Annotated in this window: 12 protein-coding genes; 8 read left to right on the top strand and 4 right to left on the bottom strand. The window is 73.1% G+C overall.

Annotation, left to right across the window (positions count from 1 at the left end; all coding sequences use genetic code 11):
* Positions 1 to 44 precede the first annotated feature (44 nt).
* The gene (locus JIW86_RS09590) at positions 45 to 947 is read left to right on the top strand and encodes an oxygenase MpaB family protein (protein ID WP_257553373.1); all 903 of its coding nucleotides are present in this window, start codon (positions 45 to 47) and stop codon (positions 945 to 947) included.
* 6 nt (positions 948 to 953) lie between these two features.
* Here JIW86_RS09590 and JIW86_RS09585 read toward each other — a convergent pair whose 3' ends face one another.
* A complete protein-coding gene (locus JIW86_RS09585; RefSeq protein WP_257553372.1) occupies positions 954 to 2,480 on the bottom strand; it encodes a M1 family metallopeptidase in 1,527 nt (508 codons plus the stop codon).
* A 121-nt stretch (positions 2,481 to 2,601) separates the two neighbouring features.
* Entirely contained in the window at positions 2,602 to 3,228 is a 627-nt protein-coding gene (locus JIW86_RS09580; RefSeq protein WP_257553371.1) for a LysE family translocator, read from the bottom strand.
* Between the two features lie 53 nt (positions 3,229 to 3,281).
* Between JIW86_RS09580 and JIW86_RS09575 the strand changes: the two genes are divergently transcribed.
* The 6 genes from JIW86_RS09575 (at position 3,282) to JIW86_RS09550 (ending at position 10,955) form a co-directional block, all read left to right on the top strand.
* Positions 3,282 to 4,799: a PLP-dependent aminotransferase family protein gene (locus JIW86_RS09575; RefSeq protein WP_257553370.1), complete on the top strand. Its 1,518-nt coding sequence runs from the start codon at positions 3,282 to 3,284 to the stop codon at positions 4,797 to 4,799.
* Complete coding sequence (locus JIW86_RS09570; RefSeq protein ID WP_215144412.1) at positions 4,796 to 5,659, top strand: SCO6745 family protein; 864 nt, start codon at positions 4,796 to 4,798, stop codon at positions 5,657 to 5,659. The genes JIW86_RS09575 and JIW86_RS09570 overlap by 4 nt, the downstream gene beginning before the upstream one ends.
* A 105-nt stretch (positions 5,660 to 5,764) precedes the next feature.
* Positions 5,765 to 8,248: a Tex family protein gene (locus JIW86_RS09565; protein WP_257553368.1), complete on the top strand. Its 2,484-nt coding sequence runs from the start codon at positions 5,765 to 5,767 to the stop codon at positions 8,246 to 8,248.
* A 262-nt stretch (positions 8,249 to 8,510) separates the two neighbouring features.
* Positions 8,511 to 9,011: a hypothetical protein gene (locus tag JIW86_RS09560; protein ID WP_215144416.1), complete on the top strand. Its 501-nt coding sequence runs from the start codon at positions 8,511 to 8,513 to the stop codon at positions 9,009 to 9,011.
* The gene (locus tag JIW86_RS09555) at positions 9,001 to 10,173 is read left to right on the top strand and encodes an MAB_1171c family putative transporter (RefSeq protein WP_215144418.1); all 1,173 of its coding nucleotides are present in this window, start codon (positions 9,001 to 9,003) and stop codon (positions 10,171 to 10,173) included. The genes JIW86_RS09560 and JIW86_RS09555 overlap by 11 nt, the downstream gene beginning before the upstream one ends.
* On the top strand, positions 10,170 to 10,955 hold the full coding sequence (locus JIW86_RS09550; RefSeq protein WP_257553367.1) for an SDR family NAD(P)-dependent oxidoreductase: 786 nt from the start codon (positions 10,170 to 10,172) through the stop codon (positions 10,953 to 10,955). The genes JIW86_RS09555 and JIW86_RS09550 overlap by 4 nt, the downstream gene beginning before the upstream one ends.
* Positions 10,956 to 11,024: 69 nt before the next feature.
* On the opposite strand, the gene JIW86_RS09545 is transcribed toward JIW86_RS09550, so the two are convergent.
* Positions 11,025 to 11,273: a hypothetical protein gene (locus tag JIW86_RS09545; protein WP_257553366.1), complete on the bottom strand. Its 249-nt coding sequence runs from the start codon at positions 11,271 to 11,273 to the stop codon at positions 11,025 to 11,027.
* Between the two features lie 332 nt (positions 11,274 to 11,605).
* Positions 11,606 to 13,243: an ABC-F family ATP-binding cassette domain-containing protein gene (locus JIW86_RS09540; RefSeq protein WP_215144424.1), complete on the bottom strand. Its 1,638-nt coding sequence runs from the start codon at positions 13,241 to 13,243 to the stop codon at positions 11,606 to 11,608.
* 103 nt (positions 13,244 to 13,346) lie between these two features.
* Here JIW86_RS09540 and JIW86_RS09535 point away from each other — a divergent pair, with 103 nt between their 5' ends.
* A complete protein-coding gene (locus tag JIW86_RS09535) occupies positions 13,347 to 14,303 on the top strand; it encodes a GlxA family transcriptional regulator (protein WP_257553365.1) in 957 nt (318 codons plus the stop codon).
* Positions 14,304 to 14,329: the final 26 nt, after the last annotated feature.

Genomic DNA, 14,329 nt, shown 5'->3' with positions numbered 1-14,329 from the left:
CATCGCGGGGGAGACCGCTGACCGGAGGCCGTCATACTGGATGAATGAGCACGAAGGAGCAGCCGGCCGAGCCCGCCTCGAAGCCCCTGACCGGGCGCCGCGGCGACCCCGAGCCGCCTCCGCCCGGCGGGGTGCTGTGGACCATCGCCGGCGACGTCCGGGCCCTGCTGATGCTGCCCGCCGCCTTCACGATGCAGGTCGCACACCCCGCCATCGCGGCCGGAGTCGACCAGTACTCCGTCTTCCGCACCGACCCCTGGGGCCGCGGCGAGCGCTCGCTGCGCTCGGTCCAGCTCTGGGTGTACGGCGGGGAGGGCGCCGCCGAGGAGGGCCGCCGGGTGCGCCGCCTGCACAAGGAGATCCAGGGCGTCGACACCCGCGGCCGGCGCTACCACTCCCTGGACCCGGCCTGCTACGCCTGGGTGCACGCGACCGGATTCCCCGTCTACCTGTATGCCGGGCGCTACCTGCTGCGCCGCTTCACCCCCGCCCAGGAGCGGCAGCTCTACCGCGAGTGGCTCCAGGTCGGCCGGATCCTCGGCCTCCACGACCGGGACATGCCGCAGACCATCGAGGAGTACTGGGCGTACTGGGCCAGGATGCTGGCCGAGGAGATCGAGCCCACCGAGGTCGCCCGCGAGCTGGTCGCCACCGATGTCCCGCTGCCCCGCCCCGAGGGCGGCGGGCCCGTGGTCCGGCTGCTGCTGCGGCTCACCTGGCCGGCGCTGAGGGTGGCATTCCTGCGGTTCCGGGCCTTCGCCACCGTCGGGTACATGCCGCCCGAGGCGCGCGCGGCCATCGGGCTGGAGTGGAGCCCGGCCCAGGAGCGCAGGCTCCGGCGGTTCAGCACGGCCGTGCGGCTCCTCGTACCGCTGCTGCCGGAACGGCTGCGGTACCTGCCCATCGCGCGGGCGGCGCGCGCCCGATGGCACGCCGCCGCCCGCTGACGGACGTCAGTGCTTGTCGTGCTCGTCGTGCCGGTGGATCGTGTTCGTCTCCGCGATCTTCTTCCAGGACTTCGGCTCGCCCTTCTCCACCGCGGTGGAGAAGGACCGGGCCGCGGCGCCGGCGGCCACGGGGCCCAGGGCCGAGGCTTCCGGCTTGCCCGGGGTGTACAGCCAGGTCTCGAACAGCTGGGCCAGCAGCTTGCCCGACACCTTCTCCGCGTAGCGGACGAAGTCGCCGACCTTGGCGTTGCCGTAGGCCCGCTCGGTCGGCCAGCCCTTCAGGATCTCGAAGAACTTCTCGTCGCCGATCTCGTTGCGCAGCGCCTGCAGGGCGATGGCGCCACGGTCGTAGACGGCCCCGTGGAACTGGTTCTCCGGACCCGGGTCACCCGGCTTGACCTGCCAGAACGGGTCCTCTGCCGGGCGAGTGGAGTAGGCCCAGTCGGCGAGCTCCTGCGCGGTGCCCTCGCCCTCCTTCTCCGACCACAGCCACTGGCTGTAGCGGGCGAAGCCCTCGTTGATCCAGATGTCCTTCCAGCCCTCGACGGACACGCTGTCGCCGTACCACTGGTGGGCCAGCTCGTGCACGACCACCGAGACGTTGGCGCCGTTCTGGAACTGGCGCGGACCGTAGAACGGCCGCGTCTGGGTCTCCAGGGCGTAGCCGGCGTTCACGTTCGGCACGTAGCCGCCCAGCGCGTTGAAGGGGTACGGCCCGAAGACCCCCTCCAGCCACTCGGTGACCTCGCCGGTCCGCTCCACGCTCGCGCGCGCCGCACCCGCGTTGTCGCCGAGGTCCTTGCTGTAGGCGTTGACGATCGGCAGCCCGCTCGCCGTCTTGTCGGTGGTGATGTCGAACTTGCCGACCGCGAGGGTGGCCAGGTAGGTGGCCTGCGGCTTGTTGGAACGCCAGTTGTACCGGGTCCAGCCCAGCCGCGAGGTCTGCGACTGGAGCACGCCGTTGCTGATGGCCTGGGTGCCGTCCGGGACGCTGACCGAGACGTCGAAGGTGGCCTTGTCGAGCGGGTGGTCGTTGCTCGGGAACCACCAGACCGCCGAGTCGGGCTCCTGCGCCGCCACACCGCCGTCGGGCGTGCGCTGCCAGGCCGTCCAGCCGTCCACCTTCAGCTCCGAGGGCTTCCCGGCGTACTTGACGACGACGGTCAGCGGGGTGTTGCGCGCCAGCGGCTTCGCCGGGGTGACCTCCAGCTCCTGGGTGCCGGAGGTGGCGAACTTGGCCTTGGCCCCGTTGACCCGGACCTCGCTGACCTGGAGACCGAAGTCCAGGTTGAAGCGGGACAGGTCCTGCTTGGCGGTGGCGAGGAGGGTGGCGGTGCCTTCGAGCAGGTCCGTCTGCGGCTGGTACTTCAGGCGCAGGTCGTAGTGCGACACGTCGTATCCGCCGTTGCCGCTGGCCGGGTAGTAGGGATCGCCGATACCCGGAGCGCCCGGACCGGAACTCGCCGCCGATGCCGGGATCACCAGCAGCAGGGAAGCGGCGAGCACGCTCGGGACGATGACTTTGCGGTGCACGAAGGGCTCCAAGTGGTAGAGGAGACGGATCGGTTCGAGCTCATGTCGCTCGACCGTATTCACCCCTGACGCCCCACGTCATGTCCATGGCCCCCACTGTCACACGATCGCCATTCGGCCGTCACAGCCCTGGCGGCAGGGCGGCGACCGCGCCGAGTACCAGGTACACCCCGGCCACCGCCAGGTGTTGGCGGGCCAGAGCCCGCGGACTGCGGCGCAGCCAGCGGCTCACCGCCCCGCCGGCGCACGCGTAGCCGAGGTCGAGGAGGACGCCGAGGACGAGGAAGACCGCTCCGAGGAGCCGGATCTGCGTGCTCGGATCGCCCGCGTCCGGCCTGATGAACTGCGGAAGAAAGGCCAGAAAGAACAGGGTCACCTTGGGGTTGAGGAGGTTGGTGAGGACGCCGTCGAGGTAGGCGCGGCCCAGCCCGACGGTCCGCCCGTCCCCCGTGGCGAGGAGGAACGGCCCGGCCCGCAGCGCCCGTACACCCAGGAAGAGGAGGTACGCCGCGCCCGCGTACTTGAGGACCAGGAAGGCGGCGGGGGAGCGGGCCACCAGCTCCGCCACCCCGGAGGAGGCGACCGCGAGGTGCACCACGGTGGCGCTCTCCACCCCGGCCGCGGTGGCCAGACCGGTCCGCAGCCCCTGCGCGGCGGCGCGGGTGACGATCAGGATCAGGTTCGGTCCGGGGACGAGGACGAGCGCGGCGGAGGCGGCGAGGAAGGCTGCAAAGGTGCTGGTGGTCATGGGTTTAGCCTGGTGGCGGGGGGCTTGGGTCACCCGGGCCAAGGGAGGGACAAGTGGACCGTTCCGCGCCGCGCGCATGGTCGCCGGCCGAACTGGATTGCGTACTGGGCGGCTGGACCGCCGGTCCGGGTCCGCTGTACCGGCGCCTCGCCGCCGCCCTGCACCACGCCGTCCGCACGGGCGAGCTCGCGCCCGGCGACCGGCTGCCCGCCGAGCGGACCCTGGCCGCGGCCCTGGGCCTGAGCCGGGCCACCGTGGTCTGCGCCTACGACGAACTGCGCGGCGCCGGCGCGGTGGACAGCCGGCGGGGGAGCGGCACCCGGATCGCCCGGCTGCCGGGCTCCTCGCTCCGGCCGGCCGACGGGCGGGTCCCCGGCGGCACCGCTACGGCCCTGGTCCAGCGGCTGGTGGACGACGGCCCGGCCGAGGTGATCTCCCTGTCGGTCGCCGCGCGGGGCGCGGCTCCCGAGGTACGCGAGGCGCTCGGCGCCCTCCTGGCGGACGGGCTCGATCCGCTGCTGGCGGAGAGCGGCTACCACCCGGGCGGCCTCCCGGCACTGCGGGCCGCGGTGGCCGACCGCTACACCGCCGCCGGGTTGCGGACGGCGCCCGAGCAGATCCTCGTCACCACCGGCGCCACCCAGGCGCTGGCCCTGGTCGCGCAGCTGTACCTGCGGCGCGGCTCGGCGGTGGTCGTGGAGACGCCGAGCTGGCCGGGGTGCCTGGACGCACTGCTGGCCGCCGGGGCCCGGCCGCGGCGGGTGCCGCTGGACGCCGAGGGCATCGCGCTGCCCGGCTTCCGGGCGGCCCTGCCCGGGGCCGTGCTGGCGCACGTCACGCCCACCTTCCACAACCCCACCGGGGTGCTGATGTCCGCCGCCCGGCGGGAGCGGATCGCAGTGCTGGCGGCGCGGGCGCGGGTCCCGGTCGTGGAGGACCTCGCCTACGACACCCGGCTGTGGGACGCCCCGGAGCCGGGGCCGGTGGCCGCCCACGCCCCGCCGGACGCGGAGGTGCTGAGCATCGGCTCCCTCGCCAAGGCCGTGTGGGGCGGCCTGCGCATCGGCTGGCTGCGCGGGCCCGCACCGGTCGTGGAGCGCCTGGCCCGCCTCAAGGCCCGGGCCGATCTGGGCAGCCCGCTGCTGGACCAGGCCCTCGCCGTCCGCCTGCTGCCACGCGTGGAGGACATGCGCGCGGCCCGGGCGGTGACGCTGCGGGCCGGACTGGCCGGCCTGGAGGAGCTCCTCGCACGGCAGTTGCCCGGCTGGACCTGGCAACGCCCGGACGGGGGCGCGGCCTTGTGGACGAGGCTCCCGTCGGGAGCGGACGCGGCCGTGTTCGCGCAGGTCGCGCTGCGGTACGGGGTCGAGCTGGTCCCCGGCGCCATGACCGACCCCTCGGGCGCCCACGACGACCGCGTCCGGCTCCCGTTCACGCTGCCGGAGTCCGGGCTGGCGGACCTGGTGGACCGCCTCTCCCGGGCCTGGACCGCATGCGCAGTCCAGGGAGTGTCCGGGAAGAGACCTCGGCCTTCCAGGCATACCGAACAGTCGGTAACCTGCCGTTCATGACCCTTCCTCCGCTCGCCGCCCGGCACGCTTGGCACGCCGCGATCAACCCGCTGCACTCCACGGTCTACTTCTCGCCGGACACCACCAAGGAGTTCGCGGGCCTCGGGATCACCGACCCCGTCGCCGTCAACCTCGCCCACCGCTCCGCCGCCATGGGCGCCGTCGGAGCGGGCACGGTGACCGCCACCTTCTACAACTACCGCCACGACCTCATCGCCCGGCACCTCCCGGCCGTCTGGGACACCGCCACGCCCGAGCAGGTGCTCGCCGCCCGGCTGCGCTCCGCCGACGCCACGCTGCGCAGGCTCCTCGGCGACGAGACCATAAAGTCCCCCGAGGTCGCCGAGGCCGCCGACCTGGCGATGCGCGCCACCGAGGGCTGCACCCGGCACGCCCGTACCCTCTACGCGGCCCACGCCGACCTCCCCGTGCCCGGGGAACCGCACCTGCGCCTGTGGCACGCGACCACCCTGCTGCGCGAACACCGCGGCGACGGCCACCTCGCCGCCCTGCTCATCGCGGGCCTGGACCCGCTCGAGGCCCTGGTCAGCCACACCGCCACCGGCAAGGGCATGACCCCGAAGTGGCTCAAGGCCATCCGCGGCTGGGAGCAGTCCGACCTGGACGCCGCGGCCGACCGGCTCCGCGCGCGCGGGATCCTCGACGCGGACGGCGAGCTCACCGAGCAGGGCAAGGCCGTACGCGAAAGCCTCGAGGCCGACACCGACCGGCTGGACGCGGCCCCGTACGAGCACCTCGGGGCGGCCGGCCTGGCCCGCCTGGCGGAACTCGGCGGCGGCCTCGTGATGAAGGCGTTCGCCGCCGGAGCCTTCCCGGCGGACCTGCGCGGCAAGGCCTGACGGACCCCGCCCCCGGGCCCGCGGGCGCCCTTACCGCGCCTTGTCACGGCCACCTGCCACAATTGGCAGCCTTCCAGTGCAAACGAAGGCAGGCGGGACCCGATCGTGACGACGTCCATCGAAGGCAGGATCGCCGAGGAGCTCGGCGTACGGGAGCGGCAGGTCAAGGCCGCCGTCGAGCTGCTCGACGGCGGCTCCACCGTGCCGTTCATCGCGCGCTACCGCAAGGAAGCGACCGAGATGCTCGACGACGCGCAGCTGCGCACCCTCGAGGAGCGGCTGCGGTATCTGCGCGAGCTGGAGGACCGGCGCGCCGCGATCCTGGACTCCGTGCGGGAGCAGGGCAAGCTCGACGCCGAGCTGGAGGCGCGGATCAACGCGGCCGACACCAAGGCCCGGCTGGAGGACATCTACCTGCCCTTCAAGCCCAAGCGGCGCACCAAGGCGCAGATCGCCCGCGAGGCCGGTCTGGAGCCGCTCGCCGAGGGGCTGCTCGCCGACCCCTCCGTGGAACCGGCCGCCGCGGCCGCCGCGTTCGTCGACGCCGACAAGGGCGTCGCCGACCCGGCCGCAGCCCTGGAGGGCGCCCGCGCCATCCTCACCGAGCGGTTCGCCGAGGACGCCGACCTGATCGGCGAACTGCGCGAGCGGATGTGGGGCCGCGGCCGGCTCGCCGCGAAGGTCCGCGAGGGCAAGGAGGAGGCGGGCGCCAAGTTCGCCGACTACTTCGACTTCGCCGAGCCCTTCACCGCGCTGCCCTCGCACCGCGTCCTCGCCATGCTGCGCGGCGAGAAGGAGGACGTCCTCGACCTCACCCTGGAGCCGGAGGAGCCGAGCGAGACGCCCGGCCCGTCCACGTACGAGGGCATGGTCGCCCGCCGCTTCGGCATCAACGACCGCGGCCGTCCCGGCGACAAGTGGCTGGCCGACACCGTCCGCTGGGCCTGGCGTACGAAGATCCAGGTGCACCTCGGCATCGACCTGCGGACCCGGCTGCGCGCCGCCGCCGAGGACGAGGCCGTACGGGTCTTCGCCGCGAACCTGCGCGACCTGCTGCTCGCCGCCCCGGCGGGCACGCGGGCGACGCTCGGCCTGGACCCCGGTTTCCGTACCGGCGTGAAGGTCGCCGTCGTGGACGCCACCGGCAAGGTGGTGGCCACCGACGTCATCTACCCGCACGTGCCCGCCAACAAGTGGGACGAGTCCCTCGCCAAGCTCGCCCGCCTGGCGAAGGAGCACGCGGTCGACCTGGTCGCCATCGGCAACGGCACGGCCTCCCGCGAGACCGACAAGCTCGCCGGGGACCTCATCACCCGCCACCCCGAGCTGAAGCTCACCAAGGTGATGGTCTCGGAGGCGGGCGCCTCCGTGTACTCGGCCTCGGCCTTCGCCTCGCAGGAACTCCCCGGCATGGACGTGTCGTTGCGCGGCGCGGTCTCCATCGCCCGCCGCCTCCAGGACCCGCTCGCCGAGCTGGTCAAGATCGACCCGAAGTCGATCGGCGTCGGCCAGTACCAGCACGACCTGTCCGAGATGAAGCTCTCCCGCTCGCTCGACGCGGTGGTCGAGGACTGTGTGAACGGCGTCGGCGTGGACGTCAACACCGCCTCCGCGCCGCTGCTCTCGCGGGTGTCGGGCATCAGCGGCGGACTCGCCGAGAACATCGTCTCGCACCGTGACGCCAACGGCCCCTTCCGCAGCCGCAAGGGGCTCAAGGACGTGGCCCGCCTCGGCCCGAAGGCGTACGAGCAGTGCGCGGGCTTCCTGCGGATCCGCGGCGGGGACGACCCGCTGGACGCCTCCGCGGTGCACCCCGAGGCGTATCCGGTGGTCCGGGCGATGGGCAAGACGGCGGGCGGCGAGGTGGCGGCCCTGATCGGCAACACCGGCGTACTGCGCTCCCTGCGTCCGGAGCAGTTCGTCACCGAGGCCTTCGGCCTGCCCACGGTCACCGACATCCTGCGCGAGCTGGAGAAGCCGGGCCGCGACCCGCGCCCCGCCTTCAAGACCGCGACCTTCAAGGAGGGCGTGGAGAAGATCGGCGACCTGGCCCCCGGGATGATCCTGGAGGGCGTGGTCACCAATGTGGCCGCCTTCGGCGCCTTCATCGACATCGGCGTGCACCAGGACGGGCTGGCGCACGTCTCGGCGCTGTCGAAGACCTTCGTCAAGGACCCCCGGGACGTGGTCAAGCCGGGCGACATCGTCCGCGTGAAGGTCATGGACGTGGACATCCCGCGCAAGCGGATCTCGCTGACGCTGCGGCTGGAGGACGAGGCCGGGGCGGAGCGCGGCACGGGCGCCGCCGGCCAGGAGCGGCGGGGCGGCGGCCGTCCGCCGCAGCAGCGCGGCGGGGGCGGCCAGGGCCAGCGGCAGGGCGGCCAGGGCCAGGGTCAGAGCGGTCAGGGTCAGAGCGGTCAAGGTCAGAGCGGTCAGGGCCAGGGCGGCCAGGGCCGGCGGCAGGGAGGTCAGGGTCAGCGGCAGGGCGGCGGCGGGTCCGCGTCCGCCCCCGCGCCCGCCAACAGCGCCATGGCCGACGCCCTGCGCCGCGCCGGCCTCACCGGACCCGAGGCGCGCCGCAAGCGGTGACCGAAGGCTTGCAGCCACCCGGCGCGTGAAGGTCTTGTGCGCGATGGCCGAATAGGTTCCCCTCCGGGGGACCTGCCTTGCCAACTCCCGTACAAGATCTGTAGGCATGGTGGAACGCCCGTTCGTCACCTTGGCGGACGGGCTTCCGCTTTTCCCCTCAGGACCGCATTCCCCGAGGCCGCCCTCGAAGGCACAGGACACCATGCCCATGCCCGCACACGCCTACCGACGCTGCCCGAGAAAGGGTCCGAAGAGGGATCGCATGTCCCACCGGCAACTCAGCCTGCGTAAACGGTGCGAGAACATTCTCGGCCATCTGGATCTGACCCATCCGTTCTCCCTCGACGCGCTGTGCAGACACATAGCCGAGCAGCGCGGCCGCCCCATCAAACTCCATCCGCTGCCCAAGGAGGCGGCGGAGTCGGGCGTTTGCGGACTGTGGGTGGGCACGGCCAGCGTCGACTACGTCTTCTACGAGGCGCAGACCACCCCGCTCCACCGGGAACACATCGTGCTCCACGAGCTCGGCCACATCCTCTTCGGCCACCACTCGCTGGAGGGCGAGGAGGCCGACGGCGGCGCCCCGGTCGTGCTCGGGCGCACCAACTACACCACCCGGCAGGAGCAGGAGGCGGAGATGCTCGCCAGCATGATCCGCATCCGCACGGCGAACGCCGGACCGCCGTCGGCGGCCCGCGCCCGTGGCACCCTGGCCCGGCTCGAGTCCGCCATGGGTTACGAGCGGGGGAACGATGGCAGCTGACCTGACCGCCTTCGGGAACTGGCTCGCCGTTCCCAGTGTGGTGTGCCTGTGGATCGCGATCCTGCTCCGCGCCCCGGGGGCCCTGCGCTCCCCGCAGCAGCGCGGCCTGTGGCTGGCCGTGGCCACCGCCGCCGGCGCGATGACCCTGAACCTCCCCGACGTCGTCACGTACGCGATGAGCCGCGGCGCCGGCTACGCGCACACCATCGGCCTCGTCCGCAATCTGATCGGCGTCTTCTCCGCCGGCGCCGTCCTCTACTTCGTGGCCGCCGCCGCGGGCGGCCGCCGGCTCCGGTTCGTCTCCTGGACCGCCACGGTCGGGTGGCTCACCGCACTCGTTGCGCTGGACGTCGCGGCGCCCGGGCACGGCACGCACACCATGCCGCCGGTCGGCGACCCGGTGCCCTCCCTCGCGTACTGGCTGGTGCTGATCTCCGCACACGTGGCAGCCAACACCGTCTGCGTGGCGCTGTGCTGGCGCTACAGCCGCCGCACCGAGAGCCGGGGGCTGGCCGCCGGGCTGCGGCTCTTCGGCCTCGGTACCGCGTTCGCCGGCCTGTTCTGGTTCGCGTACCTGCTCAAGGCCCTGTTCGGCAGCACGTGGGCGATGCCCGCCCTGCCGCTGCTGATGAACGTGCACGGCCTGCTGCGGGCCGCAGCCATCCTCGTGCCGACCCTGTTCACCTTCCGCCGGACCGCCGCCGACATCTCCACCGCCTGGCGGCTCTGGCCGCTGTGGCGCGACCTGGTCCAGGCCGTCCCGCACGTGGCCCTGAACAAACCGCGGGCCGGGCGGATGGTGGAGCTGCTGTGGCCGCCGGTCCCGCGAAACCTGCTCGTGTACCGCAAGGTGATCGAGACCCGCGACGCGATCCTGATCCTGGGGGAGTACGTCGCCCCGGGCGCCCTGGAGGACGCCCGCGGCCGGGTCGCCGGGAGCGGGGTCCCCGAGCAGCGCCGCACCGCGGCCGCGCTGGCCTCCGTACTGAAGGAGGCGCGGCAGGCGAAGCTCGCCGGAGTGCCGGGGCGGCCGGGCGAGGCGGCCGGGCTGGAGCTGCCCGCCGCCATCCAGACCTCGGCCGAGGGCGGGGACCTGGCCGAAGAGGCCCGGTTCCTCGTCGACGTCGCCCACGCGTACACCCGGGAAGTGAAGCCGTCTTGACCACCGTACTGATCACCGGGGCCAGCGCCGGACTGGGCGCGGCCTTCGCCCGGGGCTTCGCGGCCAAGGGCGCCGACCTGGTCCTCGTGGCCCGCGACAAGGACCGGCTGGAGACGGTCGCGCGGGAACTCGGCCGGGAGTTCGGCACGGTGGCCGAGGTGCTGCCCGCCGACCTGCTGGACCCGGGGGACTGCGCGGCGGTCGCCGAGCGGCTCGCCGACCGGACCCGGCCCGTGGACATCCTGGTCAACAACGCGGGCTTCGGGCTGCCCGCGCCGTTCCCGTACAACTCGGCCGAGGACGAGGAGCGGATGCTCGACCTGCTGGTCAAGGTCCCGCTGCGGCTCACCCACGCCGTACTGCCGGGCCTGCGCGAGCGCCGCCGGGGCGCGGTGGTCAACGTCTCCTCGGTGGCCGGACTGCTGCCGACCGGCACCTACGGGGCGGCCAAGGCCTGGATCACCGCGTTCAGCGAGTCCCTCCGGGTGGACATGGCGCCCTACGGCGTCCGGGTCCTGGCGGTGGTGCCGGGCTTCACCCGCACCGAGTTCCAGGAACGTGCCGGGATGGACGTCAGTGCCCTGCGCGAAGCGGTCTGGCTCGAGCCGCGGGCCGTGGTCGACCAGGCCTTGCGCGACCTCGCCCTGCGCCGCCCGCTCAGCATCACGGGCCGCCGCTACCAGGCGTACGCCCTGGCCGCTCGCCACCTCCCGCGCACCTTCGTGGCCCGCAGGATGGCCCGCACCCGGCGCGCTCCGGCGGACGGGCCGGACGAGCGCTGACGCTGTCGCGGCAGCCCGATGCGCGGACCGGTGACGGGTCCGCGCAGGGCCTGTTGCGAAGGAGACGAATCAGCAGTCGTCGCCGTGGCCGTGACCGCCGTAGCCGTAGTCGTCATCGTCGTCCCAGCCACCGTGGTGGCCCCAACCACCGTGGTGGCCGTAGTCGTCATCGTCGTCCCAGCCACCGGCGACGTAGCTGACGTGTTGGGCCGGGGCTGCCGCCGATGCGGTGCCCGCCGTACCGAGCGCGGCCCCGCCGGCCATCAGAAGACCGGCAGCGGAGACCACGAAGAGGCGCTTCGCTCTCTGTGCAAACATGAGAAATTTCCCTTTCCTCCCACCTCCTCGCACGTCATCGAGGCGTGAAGGGGTGGAACCGCGGCTGCAGAAGAACAATGCGCAGCACGGATCGGATACAGGGCCGCGGGAAATGCGGAAGCACGGTTCCGGCCACAAAGGGCTCAGGCGCCACATGGGTCACATGTGTCCCAAAAGCAGGCACGCGTCAGAGGTTCAACCCCCGCCGACGCGGCACTCCAGCCATGGGGGCGTGCTCCGCGGTTGCGGCTCTCAGCAACAAAGGCTACTCGCGCACGGGCCGCTCGGCACCTTGAGTCGTCAAGGACCTTGAGTCGTCAAGGCGACAGGGCCTAGAGCTCGGTGACCTTGCCGTCATCGACCCGGAGGCGGCGGGTCACCGCGACCGCGTCCAGCATGCGGCGGTCGTGGGTGACCAGCAGGAGGGTGCCCTCGTACGCCTCCAGCGCGGACTCCAGTTGCTCGATCGCCGGGAGATCGAGGTGGTTGGTGGGCTCGTCCAGGACCAGCAGGTTCACCCCGCGGCCCTGGAGCAGGGCCAGGGCGGCGCGGGTGCGCTCGCCCGGGGAGAGGGTGGCCGCCGGGCGCAGGACGTGGGCCGCCTTGAGGCCGAACTTGGCCAGCAGGGTGCGGACTTCGGCCGGCTCGGTGTCCGGGACGGCCGCGCAGAAGGCCTCCAGCAGCGGTTCGTCGCCGAGGAACAGGCCGCGGGCCTGGTCCACCTCGCCGATCAGGACGCCGGAACCGAGGGTGGCGGAGCCGGAGTCGGGCGCCAGCCGGCCGAGCAGGACGGCCAGGAGCGTGGACTTGCCCGCGCCGTTGGCCCCGGTGATCGCCACCCGGTCCGCCCAGTCGATCTGCAGGCTGGCCGGGCCGAAGGTGAAGTCGCCCCGCTTGACGGCCGCTTCGCGCAGGGTGGCCACCACCGAGCCGGAGCGCGGGGCCGCCGCGATCTCCATGCGCAGCTCCCACTCCTTGCGGGGCTCGTCGACGACGTCCAGCCGCTCGATCGCCCGCTGCGTCTGGCGGGCCTTGGCGGCCTGCTTCTCGCTGGACTCGCCGCGCAGGTTCTTGCCGATCTTGTCGTTGTCACTCGCCTTGCGGCGCGCGTTGCGTACGCCCTTGTCCATCCAGTTGCGCTGCATCTGGGCCCGGCCCTCGAGGGCCGACTTCTTGCCCGCGTACTCCTCGAACTCCTCGCGGGCGTGGTCGCGGGCGCGTTCGCGCTCCTCCAGATAGGCGTCGTAGCCGCCGCCGTAGAGGTTGATCTGCTGCTGTGCCAGGTCGAGTTCGAGGACCTTGGTGACGGTCCGCGTCAGGAACTCGCGGTCGTGGCTGATCACGACCGTGCCCGCGCGCAGCCCCTTGACGAACTGTTCCAGCCGCTCCAGACCGTCCAGGTCGAGGTCGTTGGTGGGCTCGTCCAGCAGGAAGACGTCGTAACGGGAGAGGAGCAGCGAGGCGAGGCCCGCGCGGGCCGCCTGGCCGCCGGAGAGCGCCGTCATGGGCAGGTCCAGACCCACCGTGAGACCGAGCTCGGCGGCGACCTCCTCGGCCCGCTCGTCGAGATCCGCACCGCCGAGGTTCAGCCACTGGTCCAGCGCGGTCGCGTACGCGTCGTCCGCGCCCGGCGTCCCGTCCACCAGGCCCTGCGTCGCCTCGTCCAGCTCCGCCTGCGCGGTGGCCACCCCCGTACGCCGGGCCAGGAACTCCCGTACCGACTCCGCGGGCCGGCGCTCCGGCTCCTGCGGGAGGTGGCCGACGGCGGCGCTGGGCGGGGAGAGCCGCAGCTCACCGGTCTCGGGGGTGTCCAGCCCGGCGAGCAGGCGCAGCAGGGTGGACTTCCCGGCGCCGTTGACGCCGACGAGGCCGATGACGTCGCCGGGCGCGACGACGAGGTCGAGATCGGCGAACAGCGTGCGCTCACCGTGGGCGGCGGTGAGCTTCTTGGCGACGAGGGTTGCAGTCATGATGTGCCGATCCTATCCGGGCAGGTGCGGGCCACAGGCGATGGCCGGATAGGTGGGAGGAGCGTCATTGCGGCCATGGGGTGCGGCATCACACCATGAGGTCATGTCGTTGCGAAACGTGCTGGTCGTCCTCTACGACGGGGTCCAGAGCCTTGACGTGACCGGGCCGGTGGAGGTGTTCGCCGCCGCGGCCCGGTTCCCGGGGCGGGAGGCGTACGAGATCCGGACCGTGTCCCCGGGCGGTACGCCGGTCCGTACGAGCAGCGGACTGACGCTGATGCCGGACGGGGACCTGGAGGGCGCCCGGCCGGGGCGGGGGACCACGCTCCTCGTGCCCGGCGGCCACTACACGGCCGACTTCGAGCCGCGGCTCACCGACTGGCTGCGCGCCCACGGGGGAGGCGCGGAGCGGCTGGTGTCCGTGTGCACGGGAGGGCTGCTGCTCGCCGAGGCGGGGCTGCTGGACGGGCGGCGCGCGACGACGCACTGGTACGTGTGCGAGCAGATGGCGCGGGACTACCCGGACGTGGCGGTGGAGCCGGACCCCATCTACATAAGGGACGGGCCGGTCGCCACCTCGGCCGGGGTCACGGCGGGGATCGACCTCGCGCTCGCGCTGGTGGAGGAGGACCACGGTCGGGACGTGGCGCTGACGATCGCCCGGCACCTGGTGGTGTTCCTGCGCAGGCCCGGAAACCAGGCGCAGTTCAGCGCGCAGCTGGCGGCGCAGACGGCGCGGCGGGAGCCGCTGCGGGACGTGCAGCAGTGGATCACCGAGCACCCGGACGGGGACCTCAGCGTCGAGGCCCTCGCCGCGCGGGCCCGCCTCTCGCCGCGCCACTTCGCCCGTGCCTTCCAGGCGGAGACGGGGGTCACCCCCGGCCGGTACGTCGAACGCGTGCGGGTGGAGCACGCGCGGCGGCTGCTGGAGGACAGCCGGGAGGGCATCGCCCAGATATCCCGCGCCTGCGGCTACGGCACACCGGAGGCCCTGCGCCGTGCCTTCGTCAGGACCCTGGGCCAGCCCCCGGCCGAGTACCGCCGGCGCTTCGGACCCTGACCGCCGCCGAAAGACCCCCCGTACAG

Origin of the sequence: Streptomyces sp. NBC_00162, assembly GCF_024611995.1 — a bacterium.
GTDB lineage: Bacteria > Actinomycetota > Actinomycetes > Streptomycetales > Streptomycetaceae > Streptomyces.
The sequence above is the reverse complement of the archived record's forward strand: the minus strand, read 5'-3'. Positions and strand labels throughout refer to the sequence as shown.